We start from the raw sequence: 16,183 nt of genomic DNA, 5'->3' as shown, positions 1-16,183 counted from the left end.
GCGGCGTGACCGGGGAATAGGCCAGAAGCATTGCAGGCAGGCGCGCAAATTGTCCTCTCCGGCATCCAGCTCGTGCTTGCCGGACTCGGTATCGGCGTGCTGATGGCCGCCCCCATCGGCCCGGTCAACGTCCTCGTCATACAGCGGGCGGTGTCGCGCGGATTTTGGGGTGGCCTGGCCGCCGGTATCGGCGCGGTTCTCGGCGACGGCGTGCTCGCCGCCATCGGCGCTTTCAGCATCGCGGCGATCTCCGACGTGATGATCGCCTACGGCGACGCGATCCAGTATGTCGGAGGCGCGCTGCTCATAATCTTCGGACTTGCGCTCCTGCTCGCCCGGCCGGTGCTGCTGACGCCCTTGAACGAGAAATCTCATCTCCTCGAGCACACCGGTATCATTCCGCAAACCTTCGTCCTGACGGTGACCAATCCAGGCGCCATTCTCGGCATGGCGGCGATGATCGGCGGCCTCGGTTCGCTCATCGGGGGTCTCAATACCAACCTCGAGGCGCTCATTCTCGTCGCCGCCATCATGGGCGGCAGCCTCCTCTGGTGGCTTGGCCTCTCGGAGCTGATCGCCACGATCCGGCACAAACTCACGGAGAACCGGCTCAATCTCATCAACCGGATCGCCGGCACCGTGCTGTTCAGCTTCGGCGTCGCGCTGATGATTGAAGGTCTGATTCGGTATTTCCGCTAGCAGTGCGGGACTACTGCGCGGTCCGCCTCAAGGTGAACTCACCGTGATGAATCCGGCGCGATAGGCCCGTGGTCATCTTGGCCACGGCGTCCTCACCGTAGAGATCGATGAGATCGGCGAGTGCGGCGAACAGGGCGGCGTTCGCGAGCATCTCCGGCTCGATGCCGTCGTGGAGCGCTTCCTCCCACGCATCGAGAATATAGCGCAGCGCCGCCTGCTTCTGGGCCTCGCTCGCTTGCGATTGCAATGGTCGCTTCGCCGTCCGCACGTCACGTGCCCCTTTCGGCAGACCTGGAGTGTCACAATTACACCCCTCTTCCGCCGCCTGTGGGACAGAGTGAACTAACGGTTAAATTTTACGCTTAATCTGGAGGTTCTGGCTCGGCGGGGCGCTCCGGGAGAGCCTCGGTCTCGGCCGCCTCAGCCTCATCTTCGGTGTCGGCTTTGGCCTGTGGCGCTGGCCCGCTGGCGAAGACCGAGGTCGATGCAAGGGAGGCGGCGATGGTGGCGCCTTCGGTGGAAAAGCGCCGCGTGGCGAGCTCCGCCGAGGGCGTGCAGGTGCGGTAGGTGCGGCGATAGCCCCGGTAACCATCGTTGAACGCATTAACGAGCTTGGCGCGGCGCACTGCGGTCGTGCCCTCGTTCTTGAGGATCTCCTTCATCTGGTCGCGCCAGAGCTGGCCCTCGTCGGCGCCGCAAAGCTCACGCAGATAATGGACGGCACCGAGGATCTCGGCGAGCCGCATCAGCTTGTTGTCGTAGGGCCGATCGTCGGGAGGCGGCGGCGCGAAGCTTTCCCGCGGGACGATGGGGGGCAGGTCGTCGCCAGGGGGTCTCGCCGGCCTGGCGGCCCGGGGCGCCGCTTGCTTTTTCTTCTGATCGAACCACCAGAAGAACTGGGCCTCGGCGCGGGGCGGCACGCTCAAGGTCCCGACGGCCGCCCAAACGGCACCGGCGGCGAGCAGCAACAGGCGCTTTGACAGCGGTCCCATCGGGCCTGAGTAGCCTCAATTTTTGTTCAAATCTAGCCGGTCTAGGCCGCCCGGCCGGCGGCGCGGGAAATCAGCGATTGCCGAACAATGCGTCGATGGCCGCCTGGCCGCCGATGTCGCTATCGCCGCGCTCGGAGGCGATCTCGCCATTGGCGATGGCATTGGCCTCCTCGATGAGGACGCGAAGCTGCGCGGCGGCCTTGTTGCAAGTTTTGTCCAGGTCCTTATCGCGGTCCATCAGCGCCGCGCCGACGCTCGCCACCAGAGTCAGCGCTTCGCCGTGCAGCCGCGCCACCGCCTCATCGAAACGCGCCCTGATCTTCGGCGGCGCGCGGCGATAGGCGGCGATCGCGAGGTTCTTGTCGCGGAAGCCCGACTGGGAGAAATGCTCCTCGTAGGTCAGCGGGCGCCAGGAAAGGAGGTCGTCGGTAAACCCTTGCGGCTCGGAGGACAGCGCCTCAAGCAGCATCACCAGCTCGTGGAAATGGTTGAGGTAGTCGCTGGCGAGCAGCGTTGATTCGTTGATGTTGGTGCCCGGGATGTGCGAGCGGAAGTGGCCGACCATGGCCTGCCGGAAGGCCGAGACGATATCCTCCCGGCTCACATCTTCCTGGATTTCCGCTGGGCGGACGTTACGATTCTCGTCAGCGAACATCGGCAATCACCTTAGAACTCAACTAGAAGCTGCCCGATCATGATTGCCAAAGTGTTACCGAGGACCTGCGACGGTGTGCTCGCGCTATAATCTCACCACGCCGCCTGAGGCCGTGCGCGCCTATTTCGGCTACGCCGACACGCCCAACTTCCCCGCGCGCTACAACATCGCCCCGACCCAGCCAATTCCCGTGGTGTGCCGCGACCGCGAAGGCGGCAGGCGCTTTCGGCTCATGCGCTGGGGCTTGCTTCCCCGCTTCGTCAAGGACCCGAAGAAGTTCCCCACCCTCATCAACGCGCGGTCCGAGGAGGCGCTTGTCAAGCCCTCGTTCCGCAACGCCATGCGCTGGCGCCGCTGCCTGGTGCCCGCCGACGGCTTCTACGAGTGGACAGGGCCCAAGGGAAAGCGCCGACCGTTTCTGCTGCGGCCGCGCGAGCCAGGGCTGATCGCCTTTGCCGGGCTTTACGAGCGCTGGCGGGATCCTGAAGGCGGCGAGGTTGACACGGTTGCGATCCTGACTTGCCCAGCCAACCGCACCGTGGCCGCGCTCCACGACCGCATGCCGGTGGTCCTTCCCCCCGAGCAGTTCGAGGCGTGGCTCGATGTCAACGACGTAAAGCCGGAGGACGCCGCCGCGCTGCTTGCGCCTGCCCCGGACAATCTGTTCGAGGCGATCGAGCTGCACCCGAAGATCAACGATTCGCGAAAAGACGAGCCCGGCATCCAAGAGCCGCTTCAGCTCTCCCTCCTCTAGAGGAAGCGTGCGACACTCGGCCGGCGCCAGACAGGGGGAAACGATGCTTCCAGTGAAAATCATCGAGCGATTTCGCGTCACCAAAGGCGAGGGTTTCAAGCTCAAGGACTACGACCCGAGCGACACGGCCGACGTCGACTTCGACAAGGAGGACGGCAAGGAAATGCTGGAGGCCGGGGTCAAGCGCCTCGCCAAGTTGCAGGAGCGGCTCTACGCCGAGGGACGCTGGGCCATTCTCATGGTCCTGCAGGGCATCGACACCGCGGGCAAGGACGGCGTCATCAAGCACGTTCTGTCCGGCGTCAATCCGCAAGGCTGCTCGGTGCACTCCTTCAAGCAGCCGAGCAGCCTCGAGCTCGCCCACGACTTCCTGTGGCGCACGACGGTTGCGTTGCCGATGCGCGGCCGCATCGGCATCTTCAATCGCTCCTACTACGAAGAGACCCTCGTGGTACGCGTACACCACGATTTGCTCGAGAAGCAGAACTTGCCGGAAAAGCTCGTTACGCCCGACATTTGGCAACAGCGCTTCGAAGACATCAACAATTTCGAACTCCACCTTGCCCGCAATGGGACGGTACCTCTCAAATTCTTTCTTCATATTTCCAAGGAGGAGCAGCTGAAGCGCTTGCTTGCGCGCATCGACGATCCTGACAAGAGATGGAAATTCTCACCCTACGACGTGGTCGAGCGCAAGCTGTGGGACCGTTACGCCGACGCCTATGAGGATATGATCCGCCACACGGCGACCAAGCATGCGCCGTGGTATGTGGTGCCGTGCGACAAGAAATGGTTCGCGCGCCTGGTTGTCGCCGGTGCGCTTGCCGAGCATATGGACGCGCTCGATCTGCAATTCCCCAAAGTCGACGAAGAGGAAATGAAGGCCATCGAGAAGGCACACGCCGAACTCTTGGCCGAGAAGAAATAGCGACAGGCGTTGCCTATGGCTCGGAAATGACGAGCACGATGGCGAGCCCATCATGCCCCTTGTTGCCCACGGTCTGGAGGGCGGTGGCGCTCACCCGCGGATCGGCGCCGGCGCGGGCGTAGAACTCGCGCAAGCCCCTTACGTGCGGGTTGTCGCTCTGCGCGGCGAGAATCGCCCCCTCGCGCACCACATTGTCGACGACGATGAGGCTGCCGCGGCGCGACAGCCTGACCGCCCAGTCGTAGTACTGAGGAGTGCTCGGCTTGTCGGCGTCGATGAACACAAGATCGAACGGTCCGGCGCTTTCCGTCTCGAGCTGCGGCAGCGTTTCGAGCGCGTTGCCGACGCGCACCTCGACCCGGCCGGCAAGTCCCGCAATCGTAATGTTGGCGCGGGCGACCTCCGCATAGTCGGCGTTGGCGTCGAGGGTGATCAGGCGCCCATCTTCGGGCAGGGCGCGGGCCAGCCATATCGTGCTGTAGCCGCCAAGCGTGCCGATTTCGAGGATCTTGCGCGCGCCAATGGCCATGGCGAGCAGCATCAGGAGCTTGCCTTGCAGTGGCGCCACGTGGATCGGCGGCAGGCCCGCCTTTTTGCTCGCTTCAAGCGCCGCCTCGAGCGCCGGATCGTCCTTGAGGAAGTTGCCCGCGATGTATTCGTCGATCGCGTCCCAGTTCGCGTCCTGGGTCCTGTCCCAGATCTTGATGGTCATAGCAGTTTGCCCGGATTCAAAATGCCGTTCGGATCGAAGCTCGCCTTGATCTTGTGCATCAATTCGAGCGCGACCGCGTCCTTGGCGTGGGGCAGGAGATCGCGCTTCATGCGCCCGATGCCGTGCTCGGCGCTGATCGAACCGCCGAGGTCGAGCACGATCTCATGCACCGCTGCGTTGAGCGCCTCCCAATTGGCAAGGAACACGGCCTTGTCCATGCCGGGCGGCTGGCTCACATTGTAGTGGATGTTGCCGTCGCCGAGATGTCCGAACGGCACCGGCCGCGCGCCCGGGATCATCAATTCGACAAGCTGGTTGGCGCGGACGATGAACTCCGGCACGCGCGCCACCGGCACGGAGACGTCGTGCTTGATGCTGCCTCCTTCGTGTTTTTGCATCTCGCTCATCAGCTCGCGCAAGCGCCACAGCTCCTGTGTCTGAGTCAGCGAGCCGGCGATCGCCGCGTCGGCGATCTCGTCGGCTTCGATCCCCTCTCCGAGCAGCCCTTCGGCGATCGTGCGGGGCTCGTCACTCTCGCGCGGGCTCGAAAACTCGAACAAGAGGTACCAGGGGTAGGGCGTTGACAGCGGATCGCGTGTCCGGCTGCCATGCTTCAGCACGAATTCGACGCCGAGCCGCGGCAGGATCTCGAAGGCCGTGAGCATCGGCCCGGCGCGCTCATAGACGCGGGCGAAGAAGGCGGGCGCGCGCTCAAGCTCCTTGATGCCGGCGATGCACGTCACCCGCTCCACTGACTTTGGGAACAATCGCAAAACCGCGGCAGTAATGATGCCAAGCGTGCCTTCGGAGCCGATGAACAGGTCCTTGAGGTCGTAGCCCGTGTTGTCCTTGCGTAAGCTCCTCAGCCCGTGCCACACGCGCCCATCGGCCATCACCACTTCGAGCCCGAGTGCGAGGTCGCGCGCGCTGCCATAGGCGAGCACCGCCATGCCGCCCGCATTGGTGGCGAGCACCCCGCCGATCTGCGCGCTGCCCTCCGAGGCAAGGCTCAAGGGAAACAGTCTGCCGGCGCTATCCGCCACTTGCTGGGCGACGGCTAGCACGAGTCCTGCCTCCACCGTCATGGTGTTGGAGGCAAGGTCGATGTCGCGCACATGCGTCATCCGCTCCAGCGACACCACCACCTCGTGGCCGCTTTCGAACGGGATCTGCCCGCCGACCAGCCCGGTATTCCCGCCTTGCGGTACGATGGCGATTCGCGCCGCATTGGCGCATGCGAGGATCGCCGCAACCTCCTCCGTCGACCCCGGCTTGAGCACGAGCGCCGCCTTGCCGCGATAGCGGTCGCGCCACTCCGTGAGGTAGGGCGCCATGTCCGCTTCGTCCGTTATCGCGTGCTCCTCGCCCACGATGCGCACCAGCGCCGCGATGGTGTCGCGGCTCGGGGGCCGGAGTTTTGGGCTCTCGCTCATGAATGAGGGCTAGCGCGCCTTGGCCGCACGCTGCAAGCGGTCGTTGATGGCCTCACCCAAGCCGGAATTGGGGATCGGCATGACCGCGATGGCGCGCGCGCCGGCGTCATCGAGCGCCCGCAGCGTGGCGAAGAGATTGGCGGCCGCTTCCTGGAGGTCGCCACTGGGACTGAGATTGATGCTGGTGGATGCGCCGCTTGGCACGTCGGGTCCGAAGGCGAGCAGAGCTTCGCCTGGGCGCACATCCGTCGCCCCGAGCCGCAGCGGCGTGTTGGGTGCGTAGTGGCGTTCGAGCTGCCCTGGCGCGGCGATCGGCGTATCCGTTTCGACCAGGGCAAGTTTCTGCCCGATGACCGCCTCGATGGTCTCGCGTGGGACGGCGCCCAGACGAAGGAGGAGGGGCGTACGTCCTGCCACGCTGATCACGGTGGATTCGATCCCGAGCTGGCAGGGGCCGCCGTCGAGGATCATCGCGGGAATGTCGTCGAGCTCGGCTTCTACGTGGGCCGCAAGCGTCGGGCTGATCCGCCCCGACCGGTTGGCGCTCGGCGCCGCGATGGGAAGCTTCGCCGCGGCCAAGAGCGCTTGCGCGACTTTGTGATTGGGCGCGCGGAGCGCAATCGTATCGAGCCCGGCGGTGACGAGCTCGGCGATGCCGCTCCCCTCGCGCTTTGGCAGCACGAGCGACAAGGGGCCAGGCCAGAACGATTCCACGAGCTTTCGTGCCGTGGCGTCGAACACGGCGTACCGCTTCGCCGCGGCGATATCGGTCACGTGCACGATAAGCGGATTGAAGCGCGGCCGTTCCTTGGCGGCGAAAACGCGCGCCACGGCGCGTCCGTCGAGCGCGTTGGCGCCGAGCCCATAGACCGTCTCGGTCGGAAACGCCACGATGTCACCGCGGGCAAGCGCCTGCGCGGCGTCACCGATGGTCTGGGCGTTGGCTGGGACGACGGGCATGGTCGGCCCTCATTTCGCGTGTTACCACAGGCCGGTCAAGCTGGAGTGCCGAAGTCAGTGAACCCTATACTTTGTGAATGACCACGCTGCTCCTGACCCATCCCGCCTGTCTTGAGCACGACACGGGCTTCGGTCATCCCGAGCGGGCCGACCGGTTGCGGGCCATTGCTGATGCATTGGCCAAGCCCGAATTCAAGCGCCTCAAGCGTGAGGAGGCGCCGCGCGCCGAACTCGCCGCCATCGAGCGCCTACATCCCAAGGCCTACGTGGAAATGGTCCGCGCCGAAATCCCGAAGCAGCATCACAACTGGCTCGATCCCGACACTGTCGTCTCGTCGGGCAGCTGGGAGGCGGCGTTGCGCGCCGCGGGTGCCGCGATCTATGCCGTCGATCAGGTCGCAGGCGGTCACACGGACAATGCGTTCTGCGCCGTGCGTCCCCCGGGCCATCACGCCGAGCCCTCCCGCGCCATGGGTTTCTGCCTGTTCAACAGCATCGCCATCGGCGCACTCCATGCCCGCGCCGCCCACGGCGCCAAGCGCTTGGCGGTGATCGACTTCGACGTGCATCACGGCAACGGCACGCAAGCCGCGTTCTGGGACGACAAGGATTTATTCTACGGCTCTACCCATCAGATGCCGCTCTTTCCCGGAACCGGCGCGCTCTCCGAGACGGGCGTCGGCAATATCTTCAATGCGCCGCTGAGGCCCGGCGATGGTGGCGAGGACTTTCGTGCCGCATACAGTGAACGCATCCTGCCGGCGCTCGACGATTTCGCGCCAGACTTTATCCTGGTCTCCGCCGGCTTCGACGCCCACCTCAAGGACCCCTTGGCGCAGCTCAGAGTGTTGGAGTCCGACTTCGCCTGGATCACCGAGAGGCTGCTTGAGGCGGCCGCCAAGCACACCGGCGGCAAGCTCGTCTCCACCCTGGAAGGCGGCTACGATCTCGAAGCGCTTGCCGATTCGACCGCCGTCCACGTCGAGACCCTGATGGGCGCCGGCAGTTGAGATGAGCCCTTGATCCAAGGCAACGCAACGCGCTAAGCCAGGCCATGGCCGACCCGACTGACCATTCCGACATCAAAGCCATGAGTTTCGAGCAGGCGCTGAAGGAGCTCGAGACCATCGTCGATCGCCTGGAGAAGGGCGACGTCGAGCTTGAGGCGTCGATCGTGATCTATGAGCGCGGCGAGGCGTTGCGCGCCCATTGCGATGGTCTGTTGCGCCAGGCGGAAGCCCGCGTGGAAAAGATCTCCCTCAACCAGAATGGCCAACCCACCGGCACCGAGCCCCTCGACGTCGAGGATTAGCTGGGGCTTGACGCTAAAGCGGCGTGACCTTGAGCGTCAGCCCTTTCTCGGGGCGCAGCGTAATGCGGGCCAACGGGGTCGGCGCCTCTCCGTCAGGAAGCGCGAAGCGGGCGCCGGCGAGCAGCGTCGCCAGCATGGCCTTGCCCTCGGCGAAGGCGAACGACGCGCCAATGCACGACCGGGGCCCCGTGGAGAACGGCATATAGGCGCACCTATGTCGTTTGGCGCGCGCTTCCGCCGTGAAGCGCGAAGGATCGAAGGCGAGCGGATCGCGCCACAAGTTCCGGTGCCGGTGCACCACGTAGATCGGAATCATGATGGTGGCGCCTGCCGAAAGCGCATGATCGCCTAGCGTCACTGGCGCAAGAGTCCGGCGCATCAGGTTCGGCGCCGGCGGATAGAGGCGCATCGCTTCTTGGAATACGCCATCCATCAGCGGGAGTTGGGCCAGATGCTCGCGGCCAATAACGCCATTGCCGACCACCCTCTGCCCTTCCTCCCGCACGCGTTCCTGCCATTCCGGAAACAGGGCGAGCAAATAGAGCGTCCAGGTCAGCGCCTGCGCCGTCGTTTCGTGTCCCGCCATGAGAAAGGTCACGACATTGTCGACGAGGAGATCGTCCGGCATGGCCTCGCCTGTCGCCGGATCGCGCGCCGTCACCAAGCGTCCGAGGAGATCGTTGCCCGGCGCCCCGCTCGCCCGCGTCCGCGCCAGCACGCGTCCGGCCACCTGTCTCAGGGTCTGTCCCGCGCGCGCCATCACCCGCGCGCCAGGATGGGGCAGGGACGGCGGCAGGCGAAGCGAGGTCAGCGCGAGCTTCCACACGGAATAGGCAAGAAAATCGCTTCCCGCCTGTTCGATCAGGTCCCGATCCTCCCCCGTGAGATGAGCTCCGAGCACCGTGTCTTGAAGTACCTGCAAGGTGGCGCGCGCCATGTCCTGATCGATCTTCTGGCTGGTGCCGTCGCCTCCCTCGCGCCACCGCGCGAGCACCGGGCCGCAGGCGGCGGCGAAAGCTGGAACGAAGTCGAGCACGTCTTCCGGCCGGAACAAGGGTGCCGCGAGGCGGCGCTGCCAGCGCCATTCCTCGCCTTCCGCGTTGAGCAGGCCGCCGCCGATCGCCTCGCCGAGCACATCGTCGTAGAGCGGCTGCTTGGAGAAGCTCCCGGCGGCGTCGAGCAGGACCGTCTGGATCAGCTCGGGCTCCATGACGAACAGCGTCTCGATGCCGAGCCACCGGTAGTAGATCGTCGACTTATCGTAAAAGTCGTCAGACCAGGCGGCGATCGGATTGCCGATCAGCCGCAGGATCATTCCCGGAAACGAAAGACGCCGCTTGGGCGGGGCCGGTCTCTCCGTTATGGTCGCCTGTTCCGCCATCTTCTGTGATGTCCTGGGCGCCCTTATACGATAGTTGCAACTACGCCGTTTGGCCGATAAAGGACGCAAGGTAGCTTGCTGATCTTTCACGCCCTTTCCCGTAAATCCGCCAGGTAAGCGAATGAGCGCCAAAAATGCCACGCCGCTGCTTGATCGCATCCAGACCCCGGAGGATTTGCGGCCGCTTTCCGATCATGAGCTGAAGCAGCTCGCCGATGAGTTGCGGCAGGAGACCATCGACGCCGTCTCGGTCACTGGCGGCCATCTCGGCGCCGGCCTCGGCGTCATCGAGCTTACCGTGGCGCTGCATCATGTTTTTGATACGCCGCGCGACAAGCTGGTCTGGGACGTCGGGCATCAGTCCTATCCGCACAAGATCCTGACGGGACGGCGCGACCGCATTCGCACCTTGCGCCAAGGCGGCGGCCTGTCCGGCTTCTGCAAGCGCGCCGAGAGTGAGTACGACACGTTCGGCGCCGGCCACTCTTCGACCTCGATCTCGGCCGGTCTCGGCATGGCCGTCGCACGCGACCTTGCCGGCGGCGCGAACCACGTGGTCGCCGTGATCGGCGACGGCGCCATGAGCGCGGGCATGGCGTATGAGGCCATGAACAACGCCGGCGCTATGGACTCACGTCTGATCGTCATCCTCAACGATAACGACATGTCGATCGCGCCGCCCGTCGGCGCCATGAGCGCCTATCTCGCGCGCCTCATCTCCGGCGGCACCTATCGGAGCTTTCGCCGCGGGATGAAGCGGCTCGCGGCCAAGCTCCTGCCCAAGAGCTGGCAACGGCGCGCGGCGCGTGCCGAAGAGTTCACCCGCGGCTTCTGGACCGGCGGCACCCTGTTCGAGGAGCTCGGCTTCTACTACGTCGGTCCCATCGACGGTCATAATCTCGATCATTTGCTGCCCGTACTGCGCAACGTGCGCAAGATGAAGAACGGACCGATCCTGGTTCACGTCGTCACCCAGAAGGGCAAGGGCTACGGCCCGGCTGAGATCTCGGCCGACAAGTTCCACGGCGTCGGCCGCTTCAACGTCGTCACTGGCGCGCAGGAAAAATCGGCGCCTGGCGGCGCGCCGAGCTACACCAAGATTTTTGCCGACGCGTTGATTGCCGAGGCCCGCGCCGACGACAGGATCGTCGCCATCACCGCGGCAATGCCGTCTGGCACCGGGCTCGACCGCTTCGCCGAAGTGTTTCCCGATCGCTGCTTCGATGTCGGCATCGCCGAGCAGCATGCCGTGACCTTCGCCGCCGGCTTGGCGACGGAAGGCTATAAGCCGTTCGCGGCCATCTACTCGACCTTCCTTCAGCGCGCTTACGATCAGGTAGTGCACGACGTGGCGGTCCAGCATCTGCCGGTGCGCTTCGCCATCGACCGCGCCGGACTGGTCGGGGCCGACGGCCCGACTCATGCCGGTGCCTTCGACGTTGCCTACCTCTCTTGCCTGCCTGGCATGGTGGTCATGGCCGCGGCCGACGAGGCCGAGCTGATGCACATGGTGGCGACGGCCGCCGCCATCGACGATGGGCCCTCTGCCTTCCGCTATCCGCGCGGCGAGGGCGCAGGTATTCCGCTGCCGGAGCGGGGCACGCCGCTCGATCTCGGCAAAGGACGCATCGTGCGGGAAGGCTCGGCGGTCGCGCTGCTGTCCTTCGGCGCCAGGCTTGCCGAATGCCTAGCCGCAGCGGACGAGCTTGCGGGCTACGGCCTCCCCGCTACCGTCGCCGACGCGCGCTTCGCCAAGCCGCTTGACATGGAGCTTCTCCGCCAGCTCGCGCGGCACCACGAGGTGCTGATCGCCGTCGAGGAGGGCGCAAGCGGCGGGTTCGGCGCGCAGGTGCTGCAGGCCCTCGCGGCGGAAGGTCTCCTCGATCGGGGCTTGAAGGTGCGGACGCTTACCCTCCCCGACCGCTTCATCGAGCAGGACAAGCCCAACCTGATGTATGCCGAGGCGGGTCTTGATCGGGCCGGCATCGTCGCCGCCGTGTTCGCCGCCCTCGGCAAGGATCTCGGCACCGAGGTTGTACGCCGCGCTTAGCCCAACTCGCAGTCCTTGCTGAACTTCTCGACCGACTCGGTTCGGTTGTGATCGGAGAGCGTGGCTTTCGCGGCGCCCACCTCGACACTCACCGGCTCCGTCCCACGCAGCACGTCGAGAACAGGCTTCATCCTGACCTCGCTCGTCTGGGCGAAGGTCCCGCCGCTTGCCTCGTCACTGGCGGCCTCGCTTTCGACCAGGGCCGTCAGCCCGCCCGACGACAGCTCGATGGTGAGCGGGGTGCCTGGCTCGGTCTCCGGCAGATCAAGGCGCACGTCGAGCACGGCGATCCCCATCCCGTTAATGCAGGAAAGCATGAACAGGGGATGCTTCGCCGGATCGAGCGCGCCGTAGGTAAGGGTGACGAAGCCGCCGCTCGTCTTCTGCGTCCACAGCAGAGTTTCTGCAGCCGCGCACTGGGACGACAGGGCGGCAAGCAGCACTGCTGCAAGAGCAATGCGCGTGAGCTTGCGGACTTTCATCAGACCTGAACGCTCGCGGCTTGACCTGCGTTGCCGCCGGACATGGGGCCATGCCGTCGGGGGCTTCTGCTTAGTCCAGCGGGCAGGACTTGGCAAACTCGGCTGTGGTCTTGGCGCGGCCCTTCTCAGGCAAAGTGGTTAAGACGCTCCCCGTCTTGACCGTTACCGGTCCTTTTCCGCCCAAGAGCGCCACCACCGGTTTGACTTTGAAGCCGGTTGCCTCCGCGAACAGGAAGCCGCTCATCTCGTCGGTCCCGATCCTGCCCGGGACTACGAGCGTCGCGTCGCCGCTCTTGAAATCGAGGGTGACGGGGTCGCCGACCTTGGTGCCGACGATATCCACGTAGACGGACATCACCGAGGACTTGTCCGCACCGCAGAACAGGTTGAACAGGTAATCCTCGCCGGTTTCAGTCGAGCCGTAGGTCACGTAAGCGTTACCCTCGCTCGAATCTGCCATCCACGCAAAACCCGGGTACTCCTCGGCCGCCCAGGCAGCCGCCATGCCGAGCAGCGCGACGGCAAGCCCAAGACCGGCGATCCTAGCGGCCATTGGCGTGGAGCTGCGCGTCGAGAGTCGTGGCGGCCATGCCGGGCAGGAAGCCCACGAACCCCGGGTCGAACTCATGATAGTTGCAGGTGATCTCCTCGCCCTCGGCGATGTCGACCAGCGCGTACCCCGTGTCGAAAATGCGGAAGTCCGTGTTGGGCGCGAGACTGTGATTCATGAAGCGCCCGTTGTCGGCGTCGAGCACCCGATAGCCCTGCATCTCCAGATGCGGATAAGTGTACCGGGCGATGAACCCCTTCATATGCGCCGGCAACGTACCGATCTCGGTCTCATGCACGAAGATGTCGAACTTGGGATTCAACTTCCAGATCAGGCTGCCACGCGGCACGTATTCGCCTGCGAACACGCCGAGCCCTTCGATGGGGCTCTGGGCCACATAGGTGCTGATAAGCAGCATCAGTGCGCTCCTGAGATTTGGTTGATGGGAATGGGGAGTGGGTCAGGCGCCGTGAGGCGCCCGGGACAGTCGCCGGGAGTCATCGGACACCGCCAGGGGCTTCGCTCGCCGCAAGGGCGAGGGCCCGCTTGCGCCTCGGCTGCCGCGACGCCTGCTCGCGCCGCAAGGCGTCGATGCGCCGTTGCAGATAGGGCGAGAAATGCCCGGCGTAGCGCTCCCACAAAACCGGGTCGCGCCAATCCTCGCCGGTCATCTTGCCCCGGCACATCGCCGAACCGCACGCGCAGTCGAACTCGTCGTAGGGCGAGCCATCGCACATGGCGTAGTCGATGGTCACCTCTTCGCCGGGCAGGATGCGCTGCATGGCGACGATGGCGATCTGGCCATCGAGGCCGGCATTCGGCTCGCAGGAGTGGTTGATGAAGTCCGGCGGCTCGTCCGCATGGACCGAGGCAAGATAAAGCTCCTCCTCGACCTGCACCGTATGGTGACGGATCTCCGGCGGCAGCGTGTCGAGCTCGTCGGGGCCGACGATCCGCCCGCTCCACACGCCGATCAGCTCGCCGGGATAGATCACCTCCCGGGCGATGACGGAATGACCGCCAGCTACGTCACGATTTCGGACTTCGCACTTGTCGGTAAGGTAAGCCGTTGTCGCTTGGCTCACGAGACCTCCGCGATGGCGCGCCGAGCGGGGCGCTTCGCAGTATGTATATGATGCGGCGCCGACCGCTCCCGGCCTTCGTCCGCCGCGCGGGGATTCCCGACGCGAGCGCGAGCATATGAGAAGCTCTTGTGGCCATCTACAAAAAAACACGTCTCGACAAAAAATTGGTGGACGCCGGTCTGGCCCCCTCCCGGGCTCGCGCCGCCGACCTCGTGCGACGGGGCCAGGTCACCGTGGCGGGCGAGGTCGTCCTCAAGCCTGGCGCTCTCGTCGGGAGCGATGCGCCGCTCGCCGTGGCTCCCGGCGCCGCCGTCTCCGTCTCCCGTGGCGCCATCAAGCTTAGAGCGGCGCTCGACGCCTTCGGCCTTTCGCCGGCGGGACGGGTGGCGCTCGACGTCGGCGCCTCGACCGGCGGCTTCACCGAGGTCCTGCTCGCCCGTGGCGCGGCCAAGGTCTATGCCGTCGATGTCGGCCGCGGCCAGCTTCACGACCGGCTCCGTTCCGACCCGCGCGTGGTGTCGCTCGAGGCGACCGACGCGCGCTCTCTCGACGCGGCCCTCATTCCCGAATCGGCCGGGGCGATCGTCGCCGACGTGAGCTTCATCAGCCTCACCCAGGCGCTGCCGGCGGCGCTCACGCGTGCCGCGCCGGACGCCTGGCTCGTCGCCTTGATCAAGCCGCAATTCGAGGCGGGGCGCGAGGCGGTGGGCAAAGGCGGCATCGTCCGCGACGAGGATGACCGCGAACGGGCGGTCGCCCGCGTGCGCGAGTTCCTGGAAGGCGTGGGCTGGACCGTGCTCGGGGTGATTCCGTCGCCCATCGAAGGCGGCAGCGGCAATGTCGAGTTCCTGATCGGCGCCCGCCATGACGCCTAGCCCTGTCCGGTTTGGCCCCGGTGGCGGAGGTAATGGTCGGCGAGCACGATAGCCACCATCGCCTCGCCGATCGGCACGGCGCGGATGCCGACGCACGGATCGTGCCGGCCCTTGGTGGAGATCTCGGTGTCCTTGCCGGTCTTGTCCACGGTCTCCCGCGGGGTAAGGATCGACGAGGTCGGCTTCACCACGAAGCGCGCAACGATGGGCTGTCCGGTCGAGATGCCCCCGAGGATCCCGCCCGCGTTGTTGGACTTGAACTGGGGCCAGCCGTCGGGCCGGTTGCGCATCTCGTCAGCGCTCTCTTCGCCCGACATGGCCGCCGCGGCGAATCCTGCGCCGATCTCGACGCCCTTCACCGCGTTGATGCTCATGAGTCCGCCGGCGATGTCCTGATCGAGCTTGCCGTAGACCGGCGCGCCGAGCCCGGCAGGCACGCCGTCCGCCACGATCTCGATGATGGCGCCGGCCGATGAGCCCTTCTTCCGCACCGCGTCGAGAAATTTGGCCCAGGTCTCGACCGCCTTAGGGTCGGGGCAGAAGAAGGGATTGTTGTCGACCTCGTCCCAGCGCCAATTGGCGCGGTCGATCTTATGCGGGCCGATCTGCACCAGCGCCCCTCGCACCTGCATGCCGGGCACGACTTTGCGGGCGATGGCGCCCGCCGCGACCCGCATCGCCGTTTCCCGCGCGCTCGCGCGGCCTGAGCCTCGCCAGTCGCGCACGCCGTATTTCACGAAATACGTGTAATCGGCATGGCCCGGGCGGAACTTGTCCTTGATGTCCGCGTAGTCCTTCGACCTAGCGTCGACATTCTGGATCTCGAGCGCGATCGGCGTGCCGGTGGTCTTCTGCTCGCCGTCTTCGGTCTCGAACACGCCGGAGAGGATCCTGACCGTGTCCGGCTCTCTGCGTTGGGTGGTGTAGCGCGACTGGCCGGGCCGGCGCTTGTCGAGATAGGCCTGGATCTCGGCCTCGGTGATGGGAATGCCGGGCGGGCAGCCGTCGACCACGCAGCCGATCGCCGGCCCGTGGCTCTCGCCCCAGGTGGTGATGCGGAACAGATGGCCGAAGCTGTTGTGCGACATGAGGTCTTTTAGGCGTCCATGTCCTACTTTGTCATTACCTGCGAGTCCCATCCCCTCTCCCCTCGTGGGAGAGGGTGGCGCGAGGCCGGACCCCGTCCGGCGTCGCGCCGGGTGAGGGGGTTGTTCTCTTGACGCGGCTACGCCGCTTACCCCTCACCGCGCCGCAAGCGGCGCGTGCTCTCCCACAAGGGGAGAGCGGGGAGTGTGTTGCAAGTGCTCGACAGGAC

At 65.6% G+C, this 16,183-nt stretch carries 19 protein-coding genes; 7 read left to right on the top strand and 12 right to left on the bottom strand.

The window, feature by feature from the left end:
• Positions 1-30: 30 nt before the first annotated feature.
• Positions 31-699, top strand: coding sequence for a LysE family translocator (locus ACRECX_RS09970; protein WP_431558682.1), 669 nt, complete (start codon positions 31-33; stop codon positions 697-699).
• 10 nt (positions 700-709) lie between these two features.
• Here ACRECX_RS09970 and ACRECX_RS09965 read toward each other — a convergent pair whose 3' ends face one another.
• From ACRECX_RS09965 to ACRECX_RS09955, 3 genes are all read right to left on the bottom strand, one after another.
• On the bottom strand, positions 710-967 hold the full coding sequence (locus ACRECX_RS09965) for a hypothetical protein (RefSeq protein WP_431558681.1): 258 nt from the start codon (positions 965-967) through the stop codon (positions 710-712).
• A 94-nt stretch (positions 968-1,061) separates the two neighbouring features.
• Positions 1,062-1,691: a TIGR02301 family protein gene (locus ACRECX_RS09960; protein WP_431558680.1), complete on the bottom strand. Its 630-nt coding sequence runs from the start codon at positions 1,689-1,691 to the stop codon at positions 1,062-1,064.
• A gap of 70 nt (positions 1,692-1,761) precedes the next feature.
• Positions 1,762-2,346, bottom strand: a complete 585-nt coding sequence (locus ACRECX_RS09955; protein WP_431558679.1) for a hypothetical protein — start codon at positions 2,344-2,346, stop codon at positions 1,762-1,764.
• Between the two features lie 73 nt (positions 2,347-2,419).
• Between ACRECX_RS09955 and ACRECX_RS09950 the strand changes: the two genes are divergently transcribed.
• Both ACRECX_RS09950 and ACRECX_RS09945 read left to right on the top strand, forming a co-directional pair.
• Complete coding sequence (locus tag ACRECX_RS09950; protein WP_431558678.1) at positions 2,420-3,100, top strand: SOS response-associated peptidase; 681 nt, start codon at positions 2,420-2,422, stop codon at positions 3,098-3,100.
• A gap of 43 nt (positions 3,101-3,143) precedes the next feature.
• Positions 3,144-4,028 carry a polyphosphate kinase 2 family protein gene (locus ACRECX_RS09945; protein ID WP_431558677.1) on the top strand — a complete coding sequence of 295 codons (885 nt, stop codon included), beginning with the start codon at positions 3,144-3,146 and terminating at the stop codon, positions 4,026-4,028.
• A 13-nt stretch (positions 4,029-4,041) separates the two neighbouring features.
• On the opposite strand, the gene ACRECX_RS09940 is transcribed toward ACRECX_RS09945, so the two are convergent.
• From ACRECX_RS09940 to ACRECX_RS09930, 3 genes are read right to left on the bottom strand one after another with little or no spacing between them, the layout of a single operon-like run.
• Positions 4,042-4,740 carry an O-methyltransferase gene (locus ACRECX_RS09940; protein ID WP_431558676.1) on the bottom strand — a complete coding sequence of 233 codons (699 nt, stop codon included), beginning with the start codon at positions 4,738-4,740 and terminating at the stop codon, positions 4,042-4,044.
• Positions 4,737-6,173 carry an FAD-binding oxidoreductase gene (locus ACRECX_RS09935; protein WP_431558675.1) on the bottom strand — a complete coding sequence of 479 codons (1,437 nt, stop codon included), beginning with the start codon at positions 6,171-6,173 and terminating at the stop codon, positions 4,737-4,739. Before ACRECX_RS09935 ends, ACRECX_RS09940 begins: the two co-directional genes overlap by 4 nt.
• A gap of 9 nt (positions 6,174-6,182) precedes the next feature.
• On the bottom strand, positions 6,183-7,133 hold the full coding sequence (locus ACRECX_RS09930) for an L-threonylcarbamoyladenylate synthase (protein WP_431558674.1): 951 nt from the start codon (positions 7,131-7,133) through the stop codon (positions 6,183-6,185).
• A gap of 77 nt (positions 7,134-7,210) precedes the next feature.
• Here ACRECX_RS09930 and ACRECX_RS09925 point away from each other — a divergent pair, with 77 nt between their 5' ends.
• Positions 7,211-8,143, top strand: coding sequence for a histone deacetylase family protein (locus ACRECX_RS09925; RefSeq protein WP_431558673.1), 933 nt, complete (start codon positions 7,211-7,213; stop codon positions 8,141-8,143).
• A 44-nt stretch (positions 8,144-8,187) separates the two neighbouring features.
• On the top strand, positions 8,188-8,445 hold the full coding sequence (locus tag ACRECX_RS09920; RefSeq protein WP_431558672.1) for an exodeoxyribonuclease VII small subunit: 258 nt from the start codon (positions 8,188-8,190) through the stop codon (positions 8,443-8,445).
• Positions 8,446-8,458: 13 nt separating this feature from the next.
• Here ACRECX_RS09920 and ACRECX_RS09915 read toward each other — a convergent pair whose 3' ends face one another.
• The gene (locus ACRECX_RS09915) at positions 8,459-9,760 is read right to left on the bottom strand and encodes a cytochrome P450 (RefSeq protein WP_431558671.1); all 1,302 of its coding nucleotides are present in this window, start codon (positions 9,758-9,760) and stop codon (positions 8,459-8,461) included.
• Between the two features lie 187 nt (positions 9,761-9,947).
• Between ACRECX_RS09915 and dxs the strand changes: the two genes are divergently transcribed.
• Positions 9,948-11,876 (top strand): 1-deoxy-D-xylulose-5-phosphate synthase, encoded by a 1,929-nt coding sequence (gene dxs, locus ACRECX_RS09910; RefSeq protein WP_431558670.1) that lies wholly within the window; start codon positions 9,948-9,950, stop codon positions 11,874-11,876.
• Here dxs and ACRECX_RS09905 read toward each other — a convergent pair.
• The 4 genes from ACRECX_RS09905 to ACRECX_RS09890 form a co-directional block, all read right to left on the bottom strand.
• Positions 11,873-12,358 (bottom strand): hypothetical protein, encoded by a 486-nt coding sequence (locus ACRECX_RS09905; RefSeq protein WP_431558669.1) that lies wholly within the window; start codon positions 12,356-12,358, stop codon positions 11,873-11,875. The genes dxs and ACRECX_RS09905 overlap by 4 nt on opposite strands.
• A gap of 70 nt (positions 12,359-12,428) precedes the next feature.
• On the bottom strand, positions 12,429-12,911 hold the full coding sequence (locus tag ACRECX_RS09900) for a hypothetical protein (protein ID WP_431558668.1): 483 nt from the start codon (positions 12,909-12,911) through the stop codon (positions 12,429-12,431).
• Positions 12,901-13,326, bottom strand: coding sequence for an SET domain-containing protein (locus ACRECX_RS09895; protein WP_431558667.1), 426 nt, complete (start codon positions 13,324-13,326; stop codon positions 12,901-12,903). The genes ACRECX_RS09900 and ACRECX_RS09895 overlap by 11 nt, the downstream gene beginning before the upstream one ends.
• A gap of 79 nt (positions 13,327-13,405) precedes the next feature.
• Positions 13,406-13,993 carry an SET domain-containing protein gene (locus ACRECX_RS09890; protein WP_431558666.1) on the bottom strand — a complete coding sequence of 196 codons (588 nt, stop codon included), beginning with the start codon at positions 13,991-13,993 and terminating at the stop codon, positions 13,406-13,408.
• Positions 13,994-14,121: 128 nt separating this feature from the next.
• On the opposite strand from ACRECX_RS09890, the gene ACRECX_RS09885 reads away from it, so the two are divergent.
• Positions 14,122-14,868 (top strand): TlyA family RNA methyltransferase, encoded by a 747-nt coding sequence (locus tag ACRECX_RS09885; RefSeq protein ID WP_431558665.1) that lies wholly within the window; start codon positions 14,122-14,124, stop codon positions 14,866-14,868.
• On the opposite strand, the gene aroC is transcribed toward ACRECX_RS09885, so the two are convergent.
• Positions 14,865-15,956 carry a chorismate synthase gene (aroC, locus tag ACRECX_RS09880; protein ID WP_431558664.1) on the bottom strand — a complete coding sequence of 364 codons (1,092 nt, stop codon included), beginning with the start codon at positions 15,954-15,956 and terminating at the stop codon, positions 14,865-14,867. The two genes, ACRECX_RS09885 and aroC, sit on opposite strands and share 4 nt — an antisense overlap.
• Between the last annotated feature and the right edge of the window lie 227 nt (positions 15,957-16,183).

Origin of the sequence: Methyloceanibacter sp. (assembly GCF_050726195.1) — a bacterium.
Classification (GTDB): Bacteria; Pseudomonadota; Alphaproteobacteria; order Rhizobiales; family Methyloligellaceae; genus Methyloceanibacter.
This window is presented reverse-complemented; position numbering and strand designations above follow the sequence as displayed.

What these genes read in the sequence shown, in the direction of transcription:
- ACRECX_RS09960 (WP_431558680.1), bottom strand. Translation starts at nt 1,691, where the DNA reads ATGGGACCGCTGTCAAAGCGCCTGTTGCTGCTCGCCGCCGGTGCCGTT.
- ACRECX_RS09955 (WP_431558679.1), bottom strand. Translation starts at nt 2,346, where the DNA reads ATGTTCGCTGACGAGAATCGTAACGTCCGCCCAGCGGAAATCCAGGAA.
- ACRECX_RS09945 (WP_431558677.1), top strand. Translation starts at nt 3,144, where the DNA reads ATGCTTCCAGTGAAAATCATCGAGCGATTTCGCGTCACCAAAGGCGAG.
- ACRECX_RS09940 (WP_431558676.1), bottom strand. Translation starts at nt 4,740, where the DNA reads ATGACCATCAAGATCTGGGACAGGACCCAGGACGCGAACTGGGACGCG.
- ACRECX_RS09935 (WP_431558675.1), bottom strand. Translation starts at nt 6,173, where the DNA reads ATGAGCGAGAGCCCAAAACTCCGGCCCCCGAGCCGCGACACCATCGCG.
- ACRECX_RS09930 (WP_431558674.1), bottom strand. Translation starts at nt 7,133, where the DNA reads ATGCCCGTCGTCCCAGCCAACGCCCAGACCATCGGTGACGCCGCGCAG.
- ACRECX_RS09925 (WP_431558673.1), top strand. Translation starts at nt 7,211, where the DNA reads ATGACCACGCTGCTCCTGACCCATCCCGCCTGTCTTGAGCACGACACG.
- ACRECX_RS09920 (WP_431558672.1), top strand. Translation starts at nt 8,188, where the DNA reads ATGGCCGACCCGACTGACCATTCCGACATCAAAGCCATGAGTTTCGAG.
- ACRECX_RS09915 (WP_431558671.1), bottom strand. Translation starts at nt 9,760, where the DNA reads ATGATCCTGCGGCTGATCGGCAATCCGATCGCCGCCTGGTCTGACGAC.
- dxs (WP_431558670.1), top strand. Translation starts at nt 9,948, where the DNA reads ATGAGCGCCAAAAATGCCACGCCGCTGCTTGATCGCATCCAGACCCCG.
- ACRECX_RS09905 (WP_431558669.1), bottom strand. Translation starts at nt 12,358, where the DNA reads ATGAAAGTCCGCAAGCTCACGCGCATTGCTCTTGCAGCAGTGCTGCTT.
- ACRECX_RS09900 (WP_431558668.1), bottom strand. Translation starts at nt 12,911, where the DNA reads ATGGCCGCTAGGATCGCCGGTCTTGGGCTTGCCGTCGCGCTGCTCGGC.
- ACRECX_RS09895 (WP_431558667.1), bottom strand. Translation starts at nt 13,326, where the DNA reads ATGCTGCTTATCAGCACCTATGTGGCCCAGAGCCCCATCGAAGGGCTC.
- aroC (WP_431558664.1), bottom strand. Translation starts at nt 15,956, where the DNA reads ATGTCGCACAACAGCTTCGGCCATCTGTTCCGCATCACCACCTGGGGC.